General features: G+C 41.6%; 14 protein-coding genes. 9 read left to right on the plus strand and 5 right to left on the minus strand.

What is annotated here, in order from left to right:
• Positions 1-192: 192 nt before the first annotated feature.
• Positions 193-1,050, minus strand: coding sequence for a 23S rRNA (adenine(1618)-N(6))-methyltransferase RlmF (gene rlmF, locus A587_RS0104540; protein ID WP_017216588.1), 858 nt, complete (start codon positions 1,048-1,050; stop codon positions 193-195).
• 175 nt (positions 1,051-1,225) lie between these two features.
• On the opposite strand from rlmF, the gene A587_RS0104545 reads away from it, so the two are divergent.
• Positions 1,226-2,146, plus strand: coding sequence for an alpha/beta fold hydrolase (locus A587_RS0104545; RefSeq protein WP_017216589.1), 921 nt, complete (start codon positions 1,226-1,228; stop codon positions 2,144-2,146).
• Here A587_RS0104545 and A587_RS0104550 read toward each other — a convergent pair.
• Both A587_RS0104550 and A587_RS0104555 read right to left on the minus strand, forming a co-directional pair.
• Positions 2,088-3,554, minus strand: a complete 1,467-nt coding sequence (locus A587_RS0104550; RefSeq protein WP_017216590.1) for a tetratricopeptide repeat-containing sulfotransferase family protein — start codon at positions 3,552-3,554, stop codon at positions 2,088-2,090. The two genes, A587_RS0104545 and A587_RS0104550, sit on opposite strands and share 59 nt — an antisense overlap.
• A gap of 98 nt (positions 3,555-3,652) precedes the next feature.
• The gene (locus tag A587_RS0104555) at positions 3,653-6,250 is read right to left on the minus strand and encodes a TonB-dependent receptor plug domain-containing protein (RefSeq protein ID WP_017216591.1); all 2,598 of its coding nucleotides are present in this window, start codon (positions 6,248-6,250) and stop codon (positions 3,653-3,655) included.
• Between the two features lie 532 nt (positions 6,251-6,782).
• On the opposite strand from A587_RS0104555, the gene A587_RS0104565 reads away from it, so the two are divergent.
• Positions 6,783-7,157 (plus strand): hypothetical protein, encoded by a 375-nt coding sequence (locus tag A587_RS0104565; protein ID WP_010379229.1) that lies wholly within the window; start codon positions 6,783-6,785, stop codon positions 7,155-7,157.
• 55 nt (positions 7,158-7,212) lie between these two features.
• Positions 7,213-8,574 carry a leucyl aminopeptidase family protein gene (locus A587_RS0104570; RefSeq protein WP_010379231.1) on the plus strand — a complete coding sequence of 454 codons (1,362 nt, stop codon included), beginning with the start codon at positions 7,213-7,215 and terminating at the stop codon, positions 8,572-8,574.
• Between the two features lie 260 nt (positions 8,575-8,834).
• Here the strand turns inward: A587_RS0104570 and A587_RS0104575 are convergent, their stop codons facing one another.
• Both A587_RS0104575 and A587_RS0104580 read right to left on the minus strand, forming a co-directional pair.
• Positions 8,835-10,307 carry an aminoacyl-histidine dipeptidase gene (locus A587_RS0104575; RefSeq protein ID WP_017216593.1) on the minus strand — a complete coding sequence of 491 codons (1,473 nt, stop codon included), beginning with the start codon at positions 10,305-10,307 and terminating at the stop codon, positions 8,835-8,837.
• A 107-nt stretch (positions 10,308-10,414) separates the two neighbouring features.
• The gene (locus A587_RS0104580; protein WP_017216594.1) at positions 10,415-11,485 is read right to left on the minus strand and encodes a ketoacyl-ACP synthase III; all 1,071 of its coding nucleotides are present in this window, start codon (positions 11,483-11,485) and stop codon (positions 10,415-10,417) included.
• 237 nt (positions 11,486-11,722) lie between these two features.
• On the opposite strand from A587_RS0104580, the gene A587_RS0104585 reads away from it, so the two are divergent.
• From A587_RS0104585 to A587_RS0104610, 6 genes are all read left to right on the plus strand, one after another.
• Positions 11,723-12,907 (plus strand): sensor histidine kinase, encoded by a 1,185-nt coding sequence (locus tag A587_RS0104585; RefSeq protein ID WP_232288016.1) that lies wholly within the window; start codon positions 11,723-11,725, stop codon positions 12,905-12,907.
• The gene (locus A587_RS0104590; protein ID WP_017216596.1) at positions 12,888-13,403 is read left to right on the plus strand and encodes a response regulator transcription factor; all 516 of its coding nucleotides are present in this window, start codon (positions 12,888-12,890) and stop codon (positions 13,401-13,403) included. The genes A587_RS0104585 and A587_RS0104590 overlap by 20 nt, the downstream gene beginning before the upstream one ends.
• Positions 13,404-13,454: 51 nt before the next feature.
• Positions 13,455-13,865: a DUF1761 domain-containing protein gene (locus A587_RS0104595; RefSeq protein ID WP_017216597.1), complete on the plus strand. Its 411-nt coding sequence runs from the start codon at positions 13,455-13,457 to the stop codon at positions 13,863-13,865.
• Between the two features lie 6 nt (positions 13,866-13,871).
• Positions 13,872-14,123 (plus strand): hypothetical protein, encoded by a 252-nt coding sequence (locus A587_RS0104600; protein ID WP_017216598.1) that lies wholly within the window; start codon positions 13,872-13,874, stop codon positions 14,121-14,123.
• 171 nt (positions 14,124-14,294) lie between these two features.
• On the plus strand, positions 14,295-14,555 hold the full coding sequence (locus tag A587_RS0104605; RefSeq protein WP_010379248.1) for a CBU_0592 family membrane protein: 261 nt from the start codon (positions 14,295-14,297) through the stop codon (positions 14,553-14,555).
• 136 nt (positions 14,556-14,691) lie between these two features.
• On the plus strand, positions 14,692-16,707 hold the full coding sequence (locus tag A587_RS0104610) for a TonB-dependent receptor plug domain-containing protein (RefSeq protein WP_017216599.1): 2,016 nt from the start codon (positions 14,692-14,694) through the stop codon (positions 16,705-16,707).
• Positions 16,708-16,749 lie beyond the last annotated feature (42 nt).

The raw sequence follows: 16,749 nt of genomic DNA on the forward strand, positions 1-16,749 counted from the left end.
GCTCCTACTACCATATACACTGCATCGTAGGGGGTGGTTCACCCGCCGATGGTTTGCAATGAAGTTTCAGTAACAAACATGTATTCCAAAACCCGTTTCAACAATACAACGGTTTTTTCTGTTTGGGATTTAAAACCTTGCAAGCCAATTAACACATCGCGAGGTGAACTCGCGTCCACCATATACACATCGCTAAGGTTTGAAAAAACTCCAGGCGATAAAACGGCTTGTCTTATTACCTTGTTCCATCTCGATCACTTTCACTTGCTCGGCAGCGACCTGTTTAAGTTGTTGTTTAAGTGGTTTTACGTTGTTTTTATTCGAGATAAGGGAAGTAAACCAATAAACTTGCTCTTTGAAAGTGACGCTCTCAGAGATCATATCCAATATAAAGCGCTTTTCTCCACCTTCACACCATAACTCTTGAGCTTGGCCGCCAAAGTTTAGCGAGGCTTGTGGTGCTCGGTTAAGATTTTTCCACTTTCTTTGCGTGCCCTTGTTTGCATCTGCTTCACTGGCATGGAAGGGCGGGTTACACATTGAAAAATGATAAAACTGGTTTGCTTTTATTATCGTTTTAAAAAAGTGATTAGGCTGCTTTTGTTGCATCACTTTTACCGGCAACCTATTTAGTTCTGCGATGGTTTTGGCACACTTCACAGCAAGAGGATTGATATCAGAGGCAACAAAGCGCCAGTTATACTCTCTTGATCCTAAGATGGGATAGATCAAATTGGCACCAGTGCCAATATCTACGCCTTGCACCTTATCGGGCAAGTTACTTTCATCTAAGAGATCTTTCAGCGCATGGATATAGTCTGCTCTGCCCGGAACTGGAGGGCATAAAAACTGTGCGGGGATATCCCAAACTTGTATATCGTAGTCTGACTTAAGCAGTGCTTTATTCAACAGTTTTACGGCATCTGGATTAGTGAAGTCGATACTTTTTATGCCATCAGCTCGGTTGTAAGTAAAATTCTTTAAAGCTGGTTCAATCGCCATGAGCTTGTCTAGATCATAGCCTGAATTATGCTTGTTTCTTGGGTGCACAGGATTCTTCGAATAAATAAAAAGGATTATAACACTTTTAATCGAACGCTTAAGTCTTGAATACTGGCTTTATCTTAAAAGCATATCAACCTTTTATTTGCCCAGTTTAAAAGTTTACTTATCAATCAGTCAACTGGTACGATGAGGCTAGTGTTCAAAGAATAAAAACAAAGAAATGATAGAACAAAAATCACTATTAGTAGATATAGAAGATGGACATAAACTCCACCTCAGATATATAGCGAAACCGGGTAGTAGCGGCCCTGTTGTGTTTTTTATGCATGGTGCGGTTGAAAATGGCAAAATTTTTTATACTGAAAGCAATAAAGGGCTAGCGCCTTTTTTAGCTGAACACGGCTATCGCTGTTTTGTTGGTGATCTTCGTGGGCGAGGAGAGAGCATACCTAAAATCGACGCTGAAGCGGATTATGGCCAAACTGAATCAATCTTGCACGAAATCCCCGAAATGCTGAATTTTATCGAACGATATACCGGATCTAGAGCACAATATTGGATTGGACATTCTTGGGGAGGTGTATTGATGAATAGTGTTTTTGCACGCTTTCCTGAAGAAATTCAGCATGTTAATGCATGTGTCTATTTTGGCTCTAAACGTAGTTTACATAACAATCACCCGAGCAAATTACTTAAAGCAAACCTGCTGTGGTTTAACGTTGCGCACTATTATTCGAAAAAGCATGGATACTTACCTGCGAAAAGACTTGGTTGGGGGAGTGATGATGAGTCTTTAAAATCACATGCTCAAAGCGCTGACTGGGCACAGAAGCACCCATGGGTGGACTCCGATGACGGTTTTAATTATGCCGCAGTATTACAAGACATGACGTTACCTCCAATCTTGCACATTGCGGGCGTTAAAGATAAAGCACTGGCACAACCTGTCGATATTCAAGCATTTATTCGTGAATCGGGAAAGGGGATACAAGAACTCAGAATTTATGGAAAAAAGCACGGCCATCGGCACAATTATGGGCACATAGACATGTTAACCCATAAACATGCACGTGATGATCAGTTTAAAGATTTGCTGGCGTGGTTTGATCGCTTTGCGGTTGAGCAATCATCTTCTCGATAAACGCTTCATAGCGCTGCCACTTTTCTAGTGGCAGCGTGCTGATTGGCTTTCTGACCTGCGCCTTACTTAGAGTATGTACCGGCTTTTTAGATTTGTGAAACTCCAAGCATTCTGGCTCGTATTTTTGATATAAAAAGCTTAAGCATTGTTTAATAGTCTTTTCAGGCTCTGCAATAAGTTGTTCGTAACTGAGCGTAAAAATATCTCTTTTCATAAATTGATTAAAATGTGACATCAAGTCGCTTTGCGCTTGCGCATACAAGGCAAATTCACTTAAGGAGCAAAAGTAGGGCTCGCTTTCGGCGAAATGATTACTATAGACAGACCAGGCTGTAGCATTGAGGTTACGAGTTAAATGAATAATTCGTGCCTCAGGGAAAAGTTTGTGGATTAACCCAAGATTTTGGAAATTAGCTGGAAGTTTATTGATCACCACTTCTTCCGGCACTCGATGCCGCTTTATCTCGTCGACATAGAGTATACGGCAATGGTCTAACATAGAGTTACTTAGTTGGTCTAAACAAGCTGGGAACTCTGCATTATTGCGTTTACTGAGGTAAGGGACAATTTTATCGCTGATCACGGTATTCTCGCCTAGTGTACCAACATGTGAATGTTGCACTAGCATTTGTTCTAGGAGAGTCGAACCAGTTCTTGGCAAACCAACAATAAAAACAGGCGTAAATGTTGTCTTAACCCTATCACTAGGTTTATCAAAAAACGCTTTGCCACAATGCAGCTTGATTGATTCAAAAAATGGCAGCATGTCTACAGTACGAAACTCGCTCATCAGCAGCTGTGTATCATTCGCTAAAGCATAGTTATCTTGAGCTGCATTAAAATTACCTAATTGTTCATGACACTTAGCAAGCGCATAGTGAACCACAGTTTTTAGTCTCGGTGATTCAAACTCATTTTCCAACTTTTCTAAAATCGCTAAGTATGCAGGTAATTCTTTGGCTGAGGACATCTGTACCAGTTCGTACAGCATAAATGCAGTCACTGTACTATGAGGACAATCTAACCCCGCTTTAAAGACATTTTTAGCTTGTTCAATAAAGCCATAGTCCAAATAGAATTGACCGAGTTGGTAATGGGCTTGGGCATTATGTTTTGCCACGCTTAAGGTGTATTCAAGTACGGTTTTTGCGTCAACCGGTGAACCTACGGCTAAAAACGCATCGGCCAATGCGAAGAGTGGCTCAAGCATTTTTGGTAAATGTTCGCATGCTCTTTTTAAATAGTAGATTGCGTTATCGTACTGCTCTAAACGCATGCAAATGCGGCCTAAACCAAATAGAGCAGGACCGTTGTTAGGTGACTGTTTAAGTACCGACTTGTACATAAACTCTGCTTCTCTAAGCTTGTTTTCGGCTAATAATTCGTTGGCTCGCTTTAATAACAACATGTTTGTATTCAAAATTAACTGCTTTGCTATATAGGATAAAAATAAAAAGGCGAAATAGCTAATGCTAGTTCGCCTTTGTTTCTGGGTTACAGTAAAAGTTAGAACGTATAGGTTGCTTTCACATAGTAGAAACCACCATTAATACCATATGGTGAAGTTTCATAGTATTTGCCACCCCAGTTGTTATTTGGGATACCTGTAGCGTCAAAGAAGTCTAGTTCTTCTGCATCTTGGTCAAAGATATTATTTGCACCAACAGACAGACTGATTGAATCTGTTGCAAAGTAGGTAAGCTCTGCATCAAATGTGATTGTCGCATCCGCTGTTTTTGCTGTTGCATCATAATCGACGTGAACGCCTTGGTATTCGCCAAAGTAGTTCATACGAACAAAGCCTGAGAAGTTATCCCATTGCTGAGCCCAAGTTAATGTGCCTCTGTGCTTCGGTAAGTCGTTTTCTAAACGAGATACCTTGAAGTCACCTGTGATAGCAGAGAAGCGGTCTACTTCAGTTTCATTCCAGTTGTATGCTGCACTGAATGTGGCATAGCCACCCAGCATATCCATAGAATAGTTACCAACTAAGTCGATACCTTGAGTCGTGGTATCGAAGTCGTTAGTGAAGAAGCTCACCTGCGCCAAGTTATCAACGTTAGGAACACCCGCCGCTTTAAGGGCTGCTTTGTCTGCATCACTTAAAACGATTTTTTCAGACTGGCTTAGACGGTCAGTTACTTCAATGTTGTAGTAATCTAACGTAATAAATAAGTCGCCAGAGCGATATACCGCACCTAGTGTATAACTTTCTGACTCTTCAGGAGTCAACTCAGTACCACCAAGCTGCTCTGAAACAGGGTTTGTTGGTGGTAATAGTGCTGAGTCTACAAGCACACCACTACTTAAGTTTGTCTGCACGTTAGACACGTTAGCTTGACCTACCGTTGGTGCTCGGAAACCGGTACTGATTGAGCCACGAACCGAGAAGTCTTCGGTAACATGATATTGACCTGTGATCTTAAAGTTTGTAGTCGAACCAAATGAATCGTAATCTTCGTAACGAAGTGCCCACCCCATCATAAAGTCTTCAGTAAATGGTGTTTCAATATCTACATAAGCGGCATAGTTACGACGAGTATATTCTCCTGCTGCAGAAGGTTTAAATCCAGGGAAACCATTTGAACCTATCCCAAAGCCTTGCTCAGTCAGCGGTCCTGCAATAAATGATGCTTCGTCACCTGAAAGTACTTCGAATGTTTCTTCATGCCACTCAAGACCTGCTGCAACGTTTACATCGTAAGCTAGGTCAAAATCGTAGCCTTTCGACACATCGAAATTAAAATTCTTTTCCAGTTGGATGTATTTACCAGGGCTGAAGTCCATTGGTGTATCAGCGCCAAGAGAGGCATTCACAGTATTAGTGATGAAATAACGTGATTCGTTACGGCCCACCGAGCCACTCAAATCCCAAAAACCGCCTTCAAGGAAACCATCTTTAAATTCCCCTTCAACACCAATAGTTAGAGAGGTATCAGTGATGTTACCACCAAAGTTTGGAGTAAAGCCGCCTGGTAAAATTTCATTAAAGGCAAAACAGTTTCTACCTAACTCTGTATCAGCCGCAATTAATTGATATGCCGGGATATTCGCTACATTTTTATCCGTTAGATTAACGACTGGACACTCAATGCCAACACCTACGCCATCTAGATCGCCTACGAGTAAGGTTTCGCCACCATCGTTAGAATAAACACCTGGACGGGTTTGAGGGTTTCGATAATAGAATCCGCCTTTAACGTCTCGCTCAGAGTAGTTACCAAACATATAGAATCGAGCATTGTCAGTGACGTCTACACCAATGTTACCAAAGATACTGATATCGTCTTTGATTTCTGGTGCACCCCAAATTTGTGCTGGGTCACCAACGCCTTCAACTCCGGCGCCAATGTATGCTGCTGCATCAGGACGTTGAACACTGCGGCTAGTCGCGTCCGCTTCTTTGTACTGAAAGCTTAAGTTAGCAAATCCATCATCCGTAAATGGCAGACCTACGTTACCTTCAATCACCGTCGTATCGCCGTCACCTTCGTAGTATTCGCCTTGACGAATAGAGAAAGAACCCCCTTCGCTTGCGTCTTTAAGTACAAAGTTCATTACACCTGCGATTGCATCTGAACCGTACTGTGCTGCTGCACCATCACGAAGTACTTCAACTTGTTTTAGTGCAATACTCGGGATCACTGAAATATCAGGGCCCTGTGCACCGTCGTTAATACCACCACCTAAAAAGGCAATCACCGATGAACGGTGGCGACGCTTACCGTTTAACAAAATCAGCGTACTATCCGCAGGCAATCCGCGTAAGTTAGCTGGCCTTACTAACGTTGCTGCATCACTGATTGGATTCGCGTGTACGTTCAAAGACGGTACCGATCCTTTCAGTAACTCGAGCATGTCAGAACCTGCCGCCTTTGACATATCTTCTGCACCGATGATGTCGATAGGTACCGGTGACTCGCCCACAGAGCGAGGCGCCGCTCGAGAACCTACAACGGCGATTTTTTCGACTTTTTCATCTGCTTTAGCTTTTGTTTGATTGGCTTCTTCAGCCATTACGGTAGTGGTAAGAAGTGAAGTAGTTGCTGCTGAAGCTAGCGCGAAGCGAATTGCACGGCGCAGCGTGTTACTTTTTAGTTTCATCCTGTTTCCCCAGTTGATTGTTGTTGTCATACCAATAAAAAAGGTCATTTATAATATTTTTACCTTTAATACACATATAATTTAATTTGCTATGTGTTGGCAAGCGCTTTTTTAAAATTAGCAGTGATTTCTGAAACTGCAACTTTCTTAATAACTTTTTGTTTAGGCTAAGAAGAATTACAAAATTTGCATGATAAGTTATTGTTGAAAATGAACTTTTGAGCACTTTAACTGCTTTTCTAGATAAACACCTAGCAGCTTAAAATTTGTTGTTACAAAATTTGGCTAGTTTACTGAAGTTTCATTATTCAGTTTTTGTAGATTAATTAAACAGTATTGGATGCTAGTCTTTGTGTGGGTGATTATTGTACAGTTTTGTGTGGTAATTAGGGTTGATTTTGTACTAGTCCATTGTTTTGCACACTTTACGTATAACTTTGCTCGCTAGAATAGGTAATTTGTACCAATGGCTAATAGCTAAAGTGCTAAAAATTTTGATAGACTCTGGACAACACTATCTTTGAGTTTATTAATGAAACTGATCAAAGTTGTCCATAAAGCACCGATGCGCGTTGCTCGGATCAGTAAACGCAGACAGCAAATAAGATTGCGCAGAGCAATGATTGCGCTCAAATGCGCACTAGAACAAGAGAAACAAGAAACGAAAGAAATGCTTGAGATATACAAGCGATATACTTTGGGGCGAGCGCATAAGGCTGAGCTAAAAACAGCAAACGCTCAACTAGTGGATATTCTCAAAGGTTTAGGACTGGGTGTGTTTGCAGTTTTACCTTTTGCCCCCATTACCATTCCGATAATCGTAAAGGTTGGTCAATTAGTGGGCGTGGATGTTTTGCCTAGCTCATTCAATTTGAAAAAAAAGCCAACAAAAACCAAGGAACAGTGAATTTTCTTTTTAGCCTTGGTAATCTAAGTACGAATATAATAAATTTGAGGCCTACATGAACAACCTACTCGTTCACTCTGCTATGGGTACACCCATTTCTATCTTCTCCGCTGCAGAATTAGCGTCATGGCAAGCGCAGCAGTCAAGTACGACGCAGCTTTTCGTAAAAACCGCACAACTTCAATCGCAAAAAAATATTCTTATTCCGAATGCTGATTCTGGAGAAGTTGAGCGAGTTATTGTTATTGCTGAAGACGATGATTTTTGGCTATTGGGCGATCTTGCAAAGCAATTACCAAAAGGCACTTATTTTATTGATATCGCTTCAGAGCAAGTTGAAAGCCACGCTATTGCGTTTTTACTGGGGGCGTATCAATTTTCTGCTTATAAAGAATTGCCAGCGATTGTCGCAAAGCTTGCTATCGAAGATGCAAAGGTATATGCCAAAGTAAAAGCGGCTGTCGAGTCTATTAATCTTGCAAGAGATCTTGTTAACACACCTGCTGCTGATATGATGCCTCAGCACATGGCTGAAGTAATGGAAGAACTCTCTGAGCAATATGGCGCATCATTTGAACAAATCATTGGTGATGAGTTGTTAGAGCAAAACTACCCAACGATCCACATGGTGGGCCGTGCGAGTGACAATGCTCCGCGTTTGCTTGATTTACGTTGGGGTGACGAAAACCACGCAAAACTTACTTTAGTTGGTAAAGGCGTATGTTTTGACTCTGGTGGTCTGGACTTAAAGCCAGCGTCTGGAATGCGTAATATGAAAAAAGACATGGGCGGAGCGGCTCATGTTATCGCGTTGGCTAATATGATTATGGCGGCTAAGCTGCCTGTTAGATTACGCGTACTTATCCCTGCGGTAGAAAATGCGGTGTCTCGCAATGCCTTTAGGCCAGGTGATGTGATCAAAACACGTAAAGGTATTACGGTTGAAATTGACAATACCGATGCCGAAGGACGCTTGGTTTTATGTGACGCATTGGCTGAAGCGCAAACAGAAGCGCCGGAGCTATTGATAGATTTTGCAACCTTGACTGGTGCGTGTCGCATTGCCCTTGGCACTGAACTTCCTGGTTTTTATTCTACAGATCAAGCGATTGCTTCTGAGCTAATGGAAATTGGTCTGGGTAATGCGGATCCTATCTGGCAACTACCTTTGTTTGATCAATATAAGGCGCTGTTCAAGAGCGATATCGCAGATATTGCTAACTGTGGTTCGACACCGTTTGGTGGCTCAATAACAGCGGCACTGTATCTAAAAGAATTTGTTGAGCCAGCTACGACACCTTGGCTACATTTTGATGTGATGGCTTGGAACGTAAGAGCATTACCGGGTAGACCTGTTGGTGGTGAAGCATTGGGTCTTAGAACTATGTTTAGTTATCTTGAGAAAAAGTTTAGCTAATCGCAGAGTTTGAAATCTACAAAAAGCCCAGCTATGTCAGCTGGGCTTTTTGTTTATCTAACAACATGATTTCACGGTAATTATACCAATTCACTTAGTTACGAGGTCTATTTTGAGGCAAGAAAATCTTGTCGATAGCCCGGAAAAAGTTTTGCTATTTAATTGTTTTAAAAGATAAATCTTTAACACAGCTAGCGTCAGATTTTATCTCTCAAATTGAGTAAGTATCAAGTCAAATTGGTATTAGTTTGGGATTAGTTTTACTGCTTTTCAGGAATGTTTTCTAAGATCCCTTTCATTTGCTGCCAATATAGGCCAACGCTTGAAATTTCTACTTTTTCCTCAGGAGAATGTGGAAATTTGATGGTTGGACCAAAAGAAATCATATCCATATTCGGGTAAGGTTCTTTGAACAAACCACATTCAAGACCAGCATGAATAACCATAATATGTGGCTTTTCACCGTAGATTGACTCATACATATCACGGAAAATAGCTAATACTTCTGAGCTTGGATCAGGTTTCCAGCCTGGATAAGCACCACTGAATTCAATGTCAGCTTTTGTCAGCTCAGCCAGTGAACACAACATACCCTCGACATCACTGCGACCAGAATCAATTAATGAACGGATCAAACATAGGACTTCTAAACTGTTATCTGTAGTAGAAATTACACCCATATTAAGTGAGGTTTCAACAACACCAGGTATATCGTCGCTCATGCGTACAACACCATTAGGGCAAGCATTGAGAAGCGCTAATACTTTACTTTTAGAAGCTTGGCTCATTGGCAATGTGGTGCTTGTTGAAGTGCTGAGTGCAAATGTGATCCCGGTTTCTATGGCACATAACTCTTGCTTAATGATGGTTTCATAAGTTTCAATCAGCGTTTGGAACTCGCTTATTTTCGCTTCATTAAAACTAATGACTGCGTATGCTTCGCGCGGAATTGCATTGCGCAGGGAGCCGCCTCTGATCTCGATAAGTCTTAGGTCAAAGTCTGCGATATGATGCTTTAAGAATCTTGCGAGCAATTTATTGGCGTTGGCGCGACCTGTGTGAATGTCGACACCAGAATGTCCGCCGCGTAAGCCTTTTAGAGACAGCTCAAAGATTTTATGGTGTTTAGGTAACGCTTCTCGCGAGAGTTGTAGAGTTAAGGATGCATCTACACCACCTGCGCAACCCATGTAGATCTCGCCTTCTTGCTCTGAATCGGTGTTAAGTAGGATTTCACCGTCTAACCAGCCGGATTGCAAACCAAACGCGCCGCTCATACCTGCTTCTTCATCAACGGTTAGTAATACTTCAAGTGGACCGTGCTTGATATCGTCAGCGTCTAAAACGGCTAAACATGAGGCCATGCCGATACCATTGTCTGCACCTAGCGTCGTGCCAGTTGCAGTTACCCAGCCATTATCAACATATGGCTTGATTGGATCAGTAACGAACTCGTGTGCTGTATCATCATTTTTTTGTGGCACCATATCAATGTGCGCTTGCAATACAACGGGCTTACGATTTTCCATGCCACTTGTCGCAGGTTTTTTGATGAACACATTACCAGTTTCATCACGACGTACGTCTAAATTTTTGCTTTTAGCCCAGTCAACAATAAAGCTTGCTAGTGCTTCTTCGTGTTTTGAAGGATGGGGAATGGCACAAATTTGGTCAAAAAACTTCCAAATTGCTTGTGGTTCTAATTGACTGATCTCGGTATGCGCTTTGAGCACAGTAAACTCCTTGGATGAGCGATAATAATATTGCAATATTACCACCCACCCAAGGGCAAAATCGAGCAATTAACCCTAAGTTTCAGTAACTAGAGAGAATAGGTTACTTATTGAGCTTGACTTGCGGCCACTGCTGGTGCAATCAATTCAAGGCCTGTTTTATCGCAATCAGGTAAACGTGCATCCGACACCGCAATTGGGGTCGTTCTTTCTCCCCATTTCAAATAGCTGGCAGCCCAGGTTAATCCTGCGCCAAATGCCGCCGACATAATATTAGCGTGTGGCTTAATAAGACCATTTTCGACAGCTTCACACAGTGCAATTGCAATTGTTGCAGCTGAGGTATTACCATACTTGTCGATATTAACCATGACTTTATCATCTGCAATTTCCAAGCGATTTTGGATAGCTTGAATGATACGAAGATTAGCTTGATGCGGGATAAGTACATCGATGTCTTCTAGTGATAGCTGTGCTTGGTTGAGTACATCATCACATGCTTCACTCATACCTTTTACAGCACGCTTAAAGATTTCACGTCCCTCAAAAGAGAGGTCAGAAGGTCCGGTGCTTGCACAGCGGTCCATATCAGTACCATAGTTTGGAATGTGTAATATACTTCTATCTGTGCTATCACAGCCAGTTTTGGTGCCTAATAACCCGGTTGGTTCGTCACTTGCTTCAAGCACGACAGCACCAGCACCGTCGCCAAATAATACTGCGCTGTCACGCTTTGCCCAGTTTACATACCAAGTCATACGCTCAGCTGCAACAACTACGGCTCTTTTAATCATACCGGCTTGGATCTGTGCGGTAGCATTTTGTAATGCATACAAAAAGCCTGAACAGGCTGCATTGGTATCACATGCTGCAGCACCAACAGCGCCAATATTTTTTTGTACTAAAGAAGCTGTATTTGCCACCATAGTTGACGGTGTACAGGTGGCAAGTAGCACAAGATCGATATCTTTACCTTCAAGCCCTGCACATGCCAAAGCGTGTTGACTGGCCACTGTTGCAAGCTCTGCAGTGCTAACATGGCTAACGCGTCTGGATTTGATACCTGTTCTCGTACTTATCCATTCATCATTTGTGTCAACGATAGTACTAATTTCATCATTACTGATGCTAGCTGGTGGAATACACTTTCCCCAGCCCGTAATTTTTGCATAAACCATAGTGTCTCTTAATCTAATCCGACCAGTTGGCCAATTTTTTATTTATACCAAATCCTTCACAGTATTGCCATAAAAGCGAAGCAGAGGTTCGTATTAACGCGATATAACTGACCTCGATCACACCTATTTTTGTTAGATTAGGTATAATTCTTTTATCTTAGCTTAGCTTCTTACATTTTCATGAAAATTGCGTTTTCTCCGAACTCTGCATTGGGCCAACTTTTGCTGTTGCGGTCAGTGGCAATCGTTATCCAAATTGTGATGCTAGCGATAGCGGCTGTCGTTTTTGGTAAACAATTTGATTTTGTTTCGGTAGTTGCAGTGGTAGCTGCGGAGTCGGTATTTCAGCTGTTAAGTATATACGCCTACCGTAACACAAAAGAAGCAGCGCCTATTGGCATGACAATGCAATTGTTGGCGGATATTTTGTTTCTTACTATTTTGTTGGACCTGACCGGCGGAGCAACCAATGCTTTCGTGTCCTTGTTGGTACTGCCAACGGTTATTGCAGCAGTAACGATCCCAACTATCAATATGTTGATGGTGTCGGCTGGGGCGATTGGCGCTTATCTTTATCTTTATATAAAAATGTCTCATGAACATGTCCACCACATGGACATGAGCACTCACTTGCTCGGGATGTTAGTAAACTTTACTTTCACTATCATAGTTGTTGTTACTGTGGTGAGCATATTGGTAAAGCAAAATCGAAAAAAAGAAAGGGCAATTGCTATGCTACGAGAGCAGCAACTTCAGCAAGAGCAATTAATTGCACTAGGTAGTGCGGCTGCACAAGCTACCCATCAACTCGCCACGCCAATCGCACATTTGGCGCTATTACACGAAGAGCTCGAGGAGTCGTATCCAAAAGAGGCATGTGTTCAAGAAATGTCAGAACCGCTTGGGAAATGTAAGGAGCAGCTTAATGTCTTTAGAGAATTTACTGAGTATTTAAAGTCAGCGTCTAAACAAATGATAACTGTAGAGCGTCTTGCAGAGCAGTTAAAAGAATTAACGAATTTACAATTTCCACAGCAGCATTTTAGATTCGATATCACGAATGTTCAGGGGGCACTGTGCGATGATCCTATGTTGATGCCTTCGATTTTAAATCTGATTAGTAACGGTGTGCGAGCAAATGAGCAAGCAAAACAGACTGACATCGATGTGACATTTACCTCAGAGTCGACTGAACATGTGATCACCATACTTGATAGAGGTGAGGGAATTGCAGAAGAAAGGCTAGCGCAGTTAGGGCACAATGTAGTGAATAGTGAATCAGGGCTTGGCATGGCGGTACTGCTGAGTCATGCGACAATTGAACGGCTTGGTGGACATCTGCTGATTGAAAGCGACCTTACTTATGGCACTAAATGTACAGTTAAACTACCAAAGGTGAGTGATGAAGTTACTGCTTGTTGAAGATGATCTGCCTTATGCGCAGACATTAATAAGGCGCTTGGAAAAACAAGGTTTTAGTGTTGAACATGTTACTTCCATTGAAGATATGCAGGTGGCGTGTAAACAAGAGGTTTTCGGCTACATATTATTGGATATGAAACTTGGCGAGGCCAACTCAATAAACTTCATAACACAAATCAAGCAGCTCAATGCAAATGCTCGCATTGTATTATTAACGGGTTATGCCAGCATTGCGACTGCGGTTGAGGCGATAAAATTGGGCGCTGACGACTACTTAACTAAACCTGCAAGTACCAGTTTGATAGTACAAACGCTATTGGGAGAGAAAGGCCAAGAAATTGTGGAAGAAGTCATGTCTCCAGAACGACTAGAGTGGGAACATATTCAGCAAGTTTTAAAGGCAAATGAAGGTAATATCTCTGAAACCGCGCGGCAACTTAACATGCACAGAAGAACGCTGCAGAGGAAATTACAAAAGAAACCTGTTTATAAGTAGGTTTTCACTTATACTCATTATTAAATAAAATGAAATATGCTGAGTTAGTCGATGATAATCTCATTTGAAGCATTAAACCTTTGGGCAATTATTCTCGCCGCTTTGTCTTCCTTTATGTTAGGCGGTATTTGGTATTCGCCTATGCTGTTTCAAAAAGCCTGGATGGAGGGATGTGGACTGACAGAGCTTGACCTACAAACGAGCGATCCCAAGATGACTTTTGGCGTCGCATTTTTGTTGTCTTTGTTATCCGCTGTGTTTATGGCGGTGATGCTTGATCTATCGCTCTCTTTGCTTGCAGCTACCGGAGTTGGGCTTGGTGTGGGAGTTTTTTTCGTCGCCTGTTCATTAGGAATAAGTTATATATTTGAGCAGCGTCCGATGAAACTGTTTTTAGTCAACGGTGGTTATCATGTGTTACAGTTTACGCTCATTGCATTTGTACTCAGGATTATGAGTTAATTCGGTATGGCAAAACCTAATAAAAAAGGCCCTGTTAGAACTGTTGATATTTATTGTGCAGGATGCCGCCAGCAGCTATTTAAGTATCGTAAGGGAGGCAAGGGCAGCCTAGTTAAATGTTTTAAAGAACGGATCACCCAAGACTTTACCACCAACCAAATAAACTGCCCTCATTGTGAGAAAGAGTTTGCCCGCGATACATTAGTGAGAGGTGCGCCAGCACTGAAAATAATTGGTGGCAAGGTCACCTTCAAGTAGTCATTACTTCAATTCTTATTGCTCACTTATTGTTGTTATCAGACAAATGTCCTGTCTTGAATTTTCCAATTTGTTACTATCTCGCCGTTTGGCTTTGCTGTTTCAACGAATGAAAATGACCCTTCCCATGGAACTGGGCCAGCCTATTGGGTCTTGCTAAATGGAAAAAACATGATCGATTTAATGTTCGATATCATCGGTATGACAGGCACTTTCTTGGTTGTTGGTGCATTCTTTATGCTACAGCTGGAAAAGGCATCTCCCGATAGTTTAACGTATAACTTAATGAATTTAAGTGGTGCGATCCTATTACTGATTAGTCTTTGTTATAACTTTAACCTTGCAAGTTTTGTGATTGAGCTATTTTGGATCGCAGCCTCTTTAATTGGATTATTTAAATATTTCAAAGCGAGAAAACTGGCATCTGCTTAGAGTCTAAAAGAAAAGGCTAATCAAAAACTTGCGTAGTAGCTAGGAGCAAGTATTATTAAGTTAATCATATGCTGCTACGTAGGTTAGAGTAATCTAACACTACGAGTGAAGTGTGGGAACATAGAGCTCGTATAATATGAAAAACTTAAGCGCTTTAATTAAAGTCACGCCATTATTAATTCCTTTTGCGGTAGTCGCTGAACCAGAAGCTACGGACTCCGACCTTTATCAGCTTTCATTTGAAGAGCTGTTGAATGTAAATGTCTCTATCGCAACCAAAACCGACGAAACGAGAGCATCGGTTCCCTCTAGTATTACTGTTTTTAATTCAGAACAAATAAATAGCCTAGGTGTCGACAATGTTTATGATTTAATGAACTTCGTACCTGGCTTTCAATCTACTCGAGGTGATTGGGTAGGCGCTGTGCCAAAAGAGCATACCCGCGGTGTGTACTTGGATACTGGGCACGTGTTAGTGATGATTGACGGTCAAAGGCTCAATGAGTCCTCATTTGGTAAAGCATCAGTCTACACACCCTACATTCCGATTGAAATTATCAATAAAGTTGAATTTATCCGAGGTCCCGGTTCCGCCCTCTATGGGAGTAACGCCTTTCTTGGCGTGATGAATATTATTACCAAAAAGCGTAATAATCAGTTTTCTGTTGGTTATGGTGAACACGGCAGTGCGCAAGCAGCGTTGAATCTTTCGAGGCAAGTGTCGGATGAAACACGGCTCTATGCCAATGTAGCATTTAATAAACGCTCAGGGGATAGCTATTTTGGAGGTGCTGTAAAAGACCCGTCAGAATCACTTTTTGTTGTATTTGGAGGTAGTCATCAAGCGTTAACATGGCAAGTAAGGTTTAACCGTACTCAACTTGATGAGTTTTTAAATCTTTCCCGTTACTCCCCTGAAAATGAGCATAAAAGTGAGAACTATGCAGCAACATTTGAATATCATTGGCAAGCTACTGAGCAACTGGAGTTAACGCATAAGTTAAGCTTTATTGAGCATAATATCGAAAGTGCAGGGCTTATCGTTACAGCAGCAGAAATTGGTATCACGCAAGGAGGAGACTTTTTAGTTGGCCCTGCTTGGCAATCCAGAGATTTAACTTATAACCTAGATGGTGGTTATAAACAAAACGACCGTTTACAGTGGAATTATGGCGCTGAGCTATCAAAAGAAGAACAAAGTAAAGCTGGCGTTAGAACCTCATATTACGATCAAAGTGCCGGTGATATCATCATCTACAACCACACTTATTTAGGTGGTATTCAAACCATATCTGATTACGCCCCTTTTTATCCGTTGCGACAAGACTTTGATTCATATGCTGGATACGTTCAAGCAAAGTATCGGTTTAGCGAGCAACTGAGTATGTTCGCGGGTGCACGATATGACGAAGTGAAAGACATAGATGATAAGTTATCGCCTAGGCTCGCGTTCGTTTACGGTTACGATGAGGCTAACACTTTTAAGTTGCAATATGGTGAGTCTTTTCGTACCCCTGTGAGCAACGAACTTAATTCAAACGATGATGTTACATCAGGTAATTCGGAGTTAACTTCAGAATATGTAAAAACCACAGAGCTTGTTTGGCACTATCAAGATGAGTCTAAACAGTTTGATGTAGTGTTATTTGATAATGAGCTGGAGGACTTCATTAATCTAGTACCAATAGATGATGAACAAGCAGAGTTTACATTTGATAACGTCTTTGAGACGAGCATGCAGGGTATTGAAGTTAATGCTAATTTTAATCTGAGCAGCACAACTTGGATACAAGGCGCATACACCCAGTTATTTGACGAGCCATTAAATGGCAGTTTTAAAAAGTTTGCTGCACTTGCCTTTACTCATAAAAGAGAGGCGGTAGAAGTAACTTTAAATGCAATTTGGCGAGACACAACATTTATACCTGCTCCCCCTGAGTCAATTGTCGATGATTTCGAGCAGTCAAGTTACTACCTCATCGGCGGCACCGTTTCTTTCAATTTGGATAATCACGCTAAAATTCAACTGAAAGCTGAAAATCTTTTTGATAAAAAATACACCGTATTTGATCCAAGATTGATTGACGGTCATGTGCCACAACAGGGCAGAAATATCATGATTCTGTTTGAATATCGCTTTGGACTTAAATGATAATTAAAACCACCATTTATGAACTAATGGTGGTTTTATTGC

Origin of the sequence: Pseudoalteromonas sp. NJ631 (assembly GCF_000276645.1) — a bacterium.
Classification (GTDB): Bacteria; Pseudomonadota; Gammaproteobacteria; order Enterobacterales; family Alteromonadaceae; genus Pseudoalteromonas; species Pseudoalteromonas piscicida.

What these genes read in the sequence shown, in the direction of transcription:
- A587_RS0104570 (WP_010379231.1), top strand. Translation starts at nt 7,213, where the DNA reads ATGAACAACCTACTCGTTCACTCTGCTATGGGTACACCCATTTCTATC.
- A587_RS0104590 (WP_017216596.1), top strand. Translation starts at nt 12,888, where the DNA reads ATGAAGTTACTGCTTGTTGAAGATGATCTGCCTTATGCGCAGACATTA.
- A587_RS0104595 (WP_017216597.1), top strand. Translation starts at nt 13,455, where the DNA reads ATGATAATCTCATTTGAAGCATTAAACCTTTGGGCAATTATTCTCGCC.
- A587_RS0104545 (WP_017216589.1), top strand. Translation starts at nt 1,226, where the DNA reads ATGATAGAACAAAAATCACTATTAGTAGATATAGAAGATGGACATAAA.
- A587_RS0104605 (WP_010379248.1), top strand. Translation starts at nt 14,295, where the DNA reads ATGATCGATTTAATGTTCGATATCATCGGTATGACAGGCACTTTCTTG.
- A587_RS0104600 (WP_017216598.1), top strand. Translation starts at nt 13,872, where the DNA reads ATGGCAAAACCTAATAAAAAAGGCCCTGTTAGAACTGTTGATATTTAT.
- A587_RS0104555 (WP_017216591.1), bottom strand. Translation starts at nt 6,250, where the DNA reads ATGAAACTAAAAAGTAACACGCTGCGCCGTGCAATTCGCTTCGCGCTA.
- A587_RS0104565 (WP_010379229.1), top strand. Translation starts at nt 6,783, where the DNA reads ATGAAACTGATCAAAGTTGTCCATAAAGCACCGATGCGCGTTGCTCGG.
- A587_RS0104610 (WP_017216599.1), top strand. Translation starts at nt 14,692, where the DNA reads ATGAAAAACTTAAGCGCTTTAATTAAAGTCACGCCATTATTAATTCCT.
- A587_RS0104550 (WP_017216590.1), bottom strand. Translation starts at nt 3,554, where the DNA reads ATGTTGTTATTAAAGCGAGCCAACGAATTATTAGCCGAAAACAAGCTT.
- A587_RS0104580 (WP_017216594.1), bottom strand. Translation starts at nt 11,485, where the DNA reads ATGGTTTATGCAAAAATTACGGGCTGGGGAAAGTGTATTCCACCAGCT.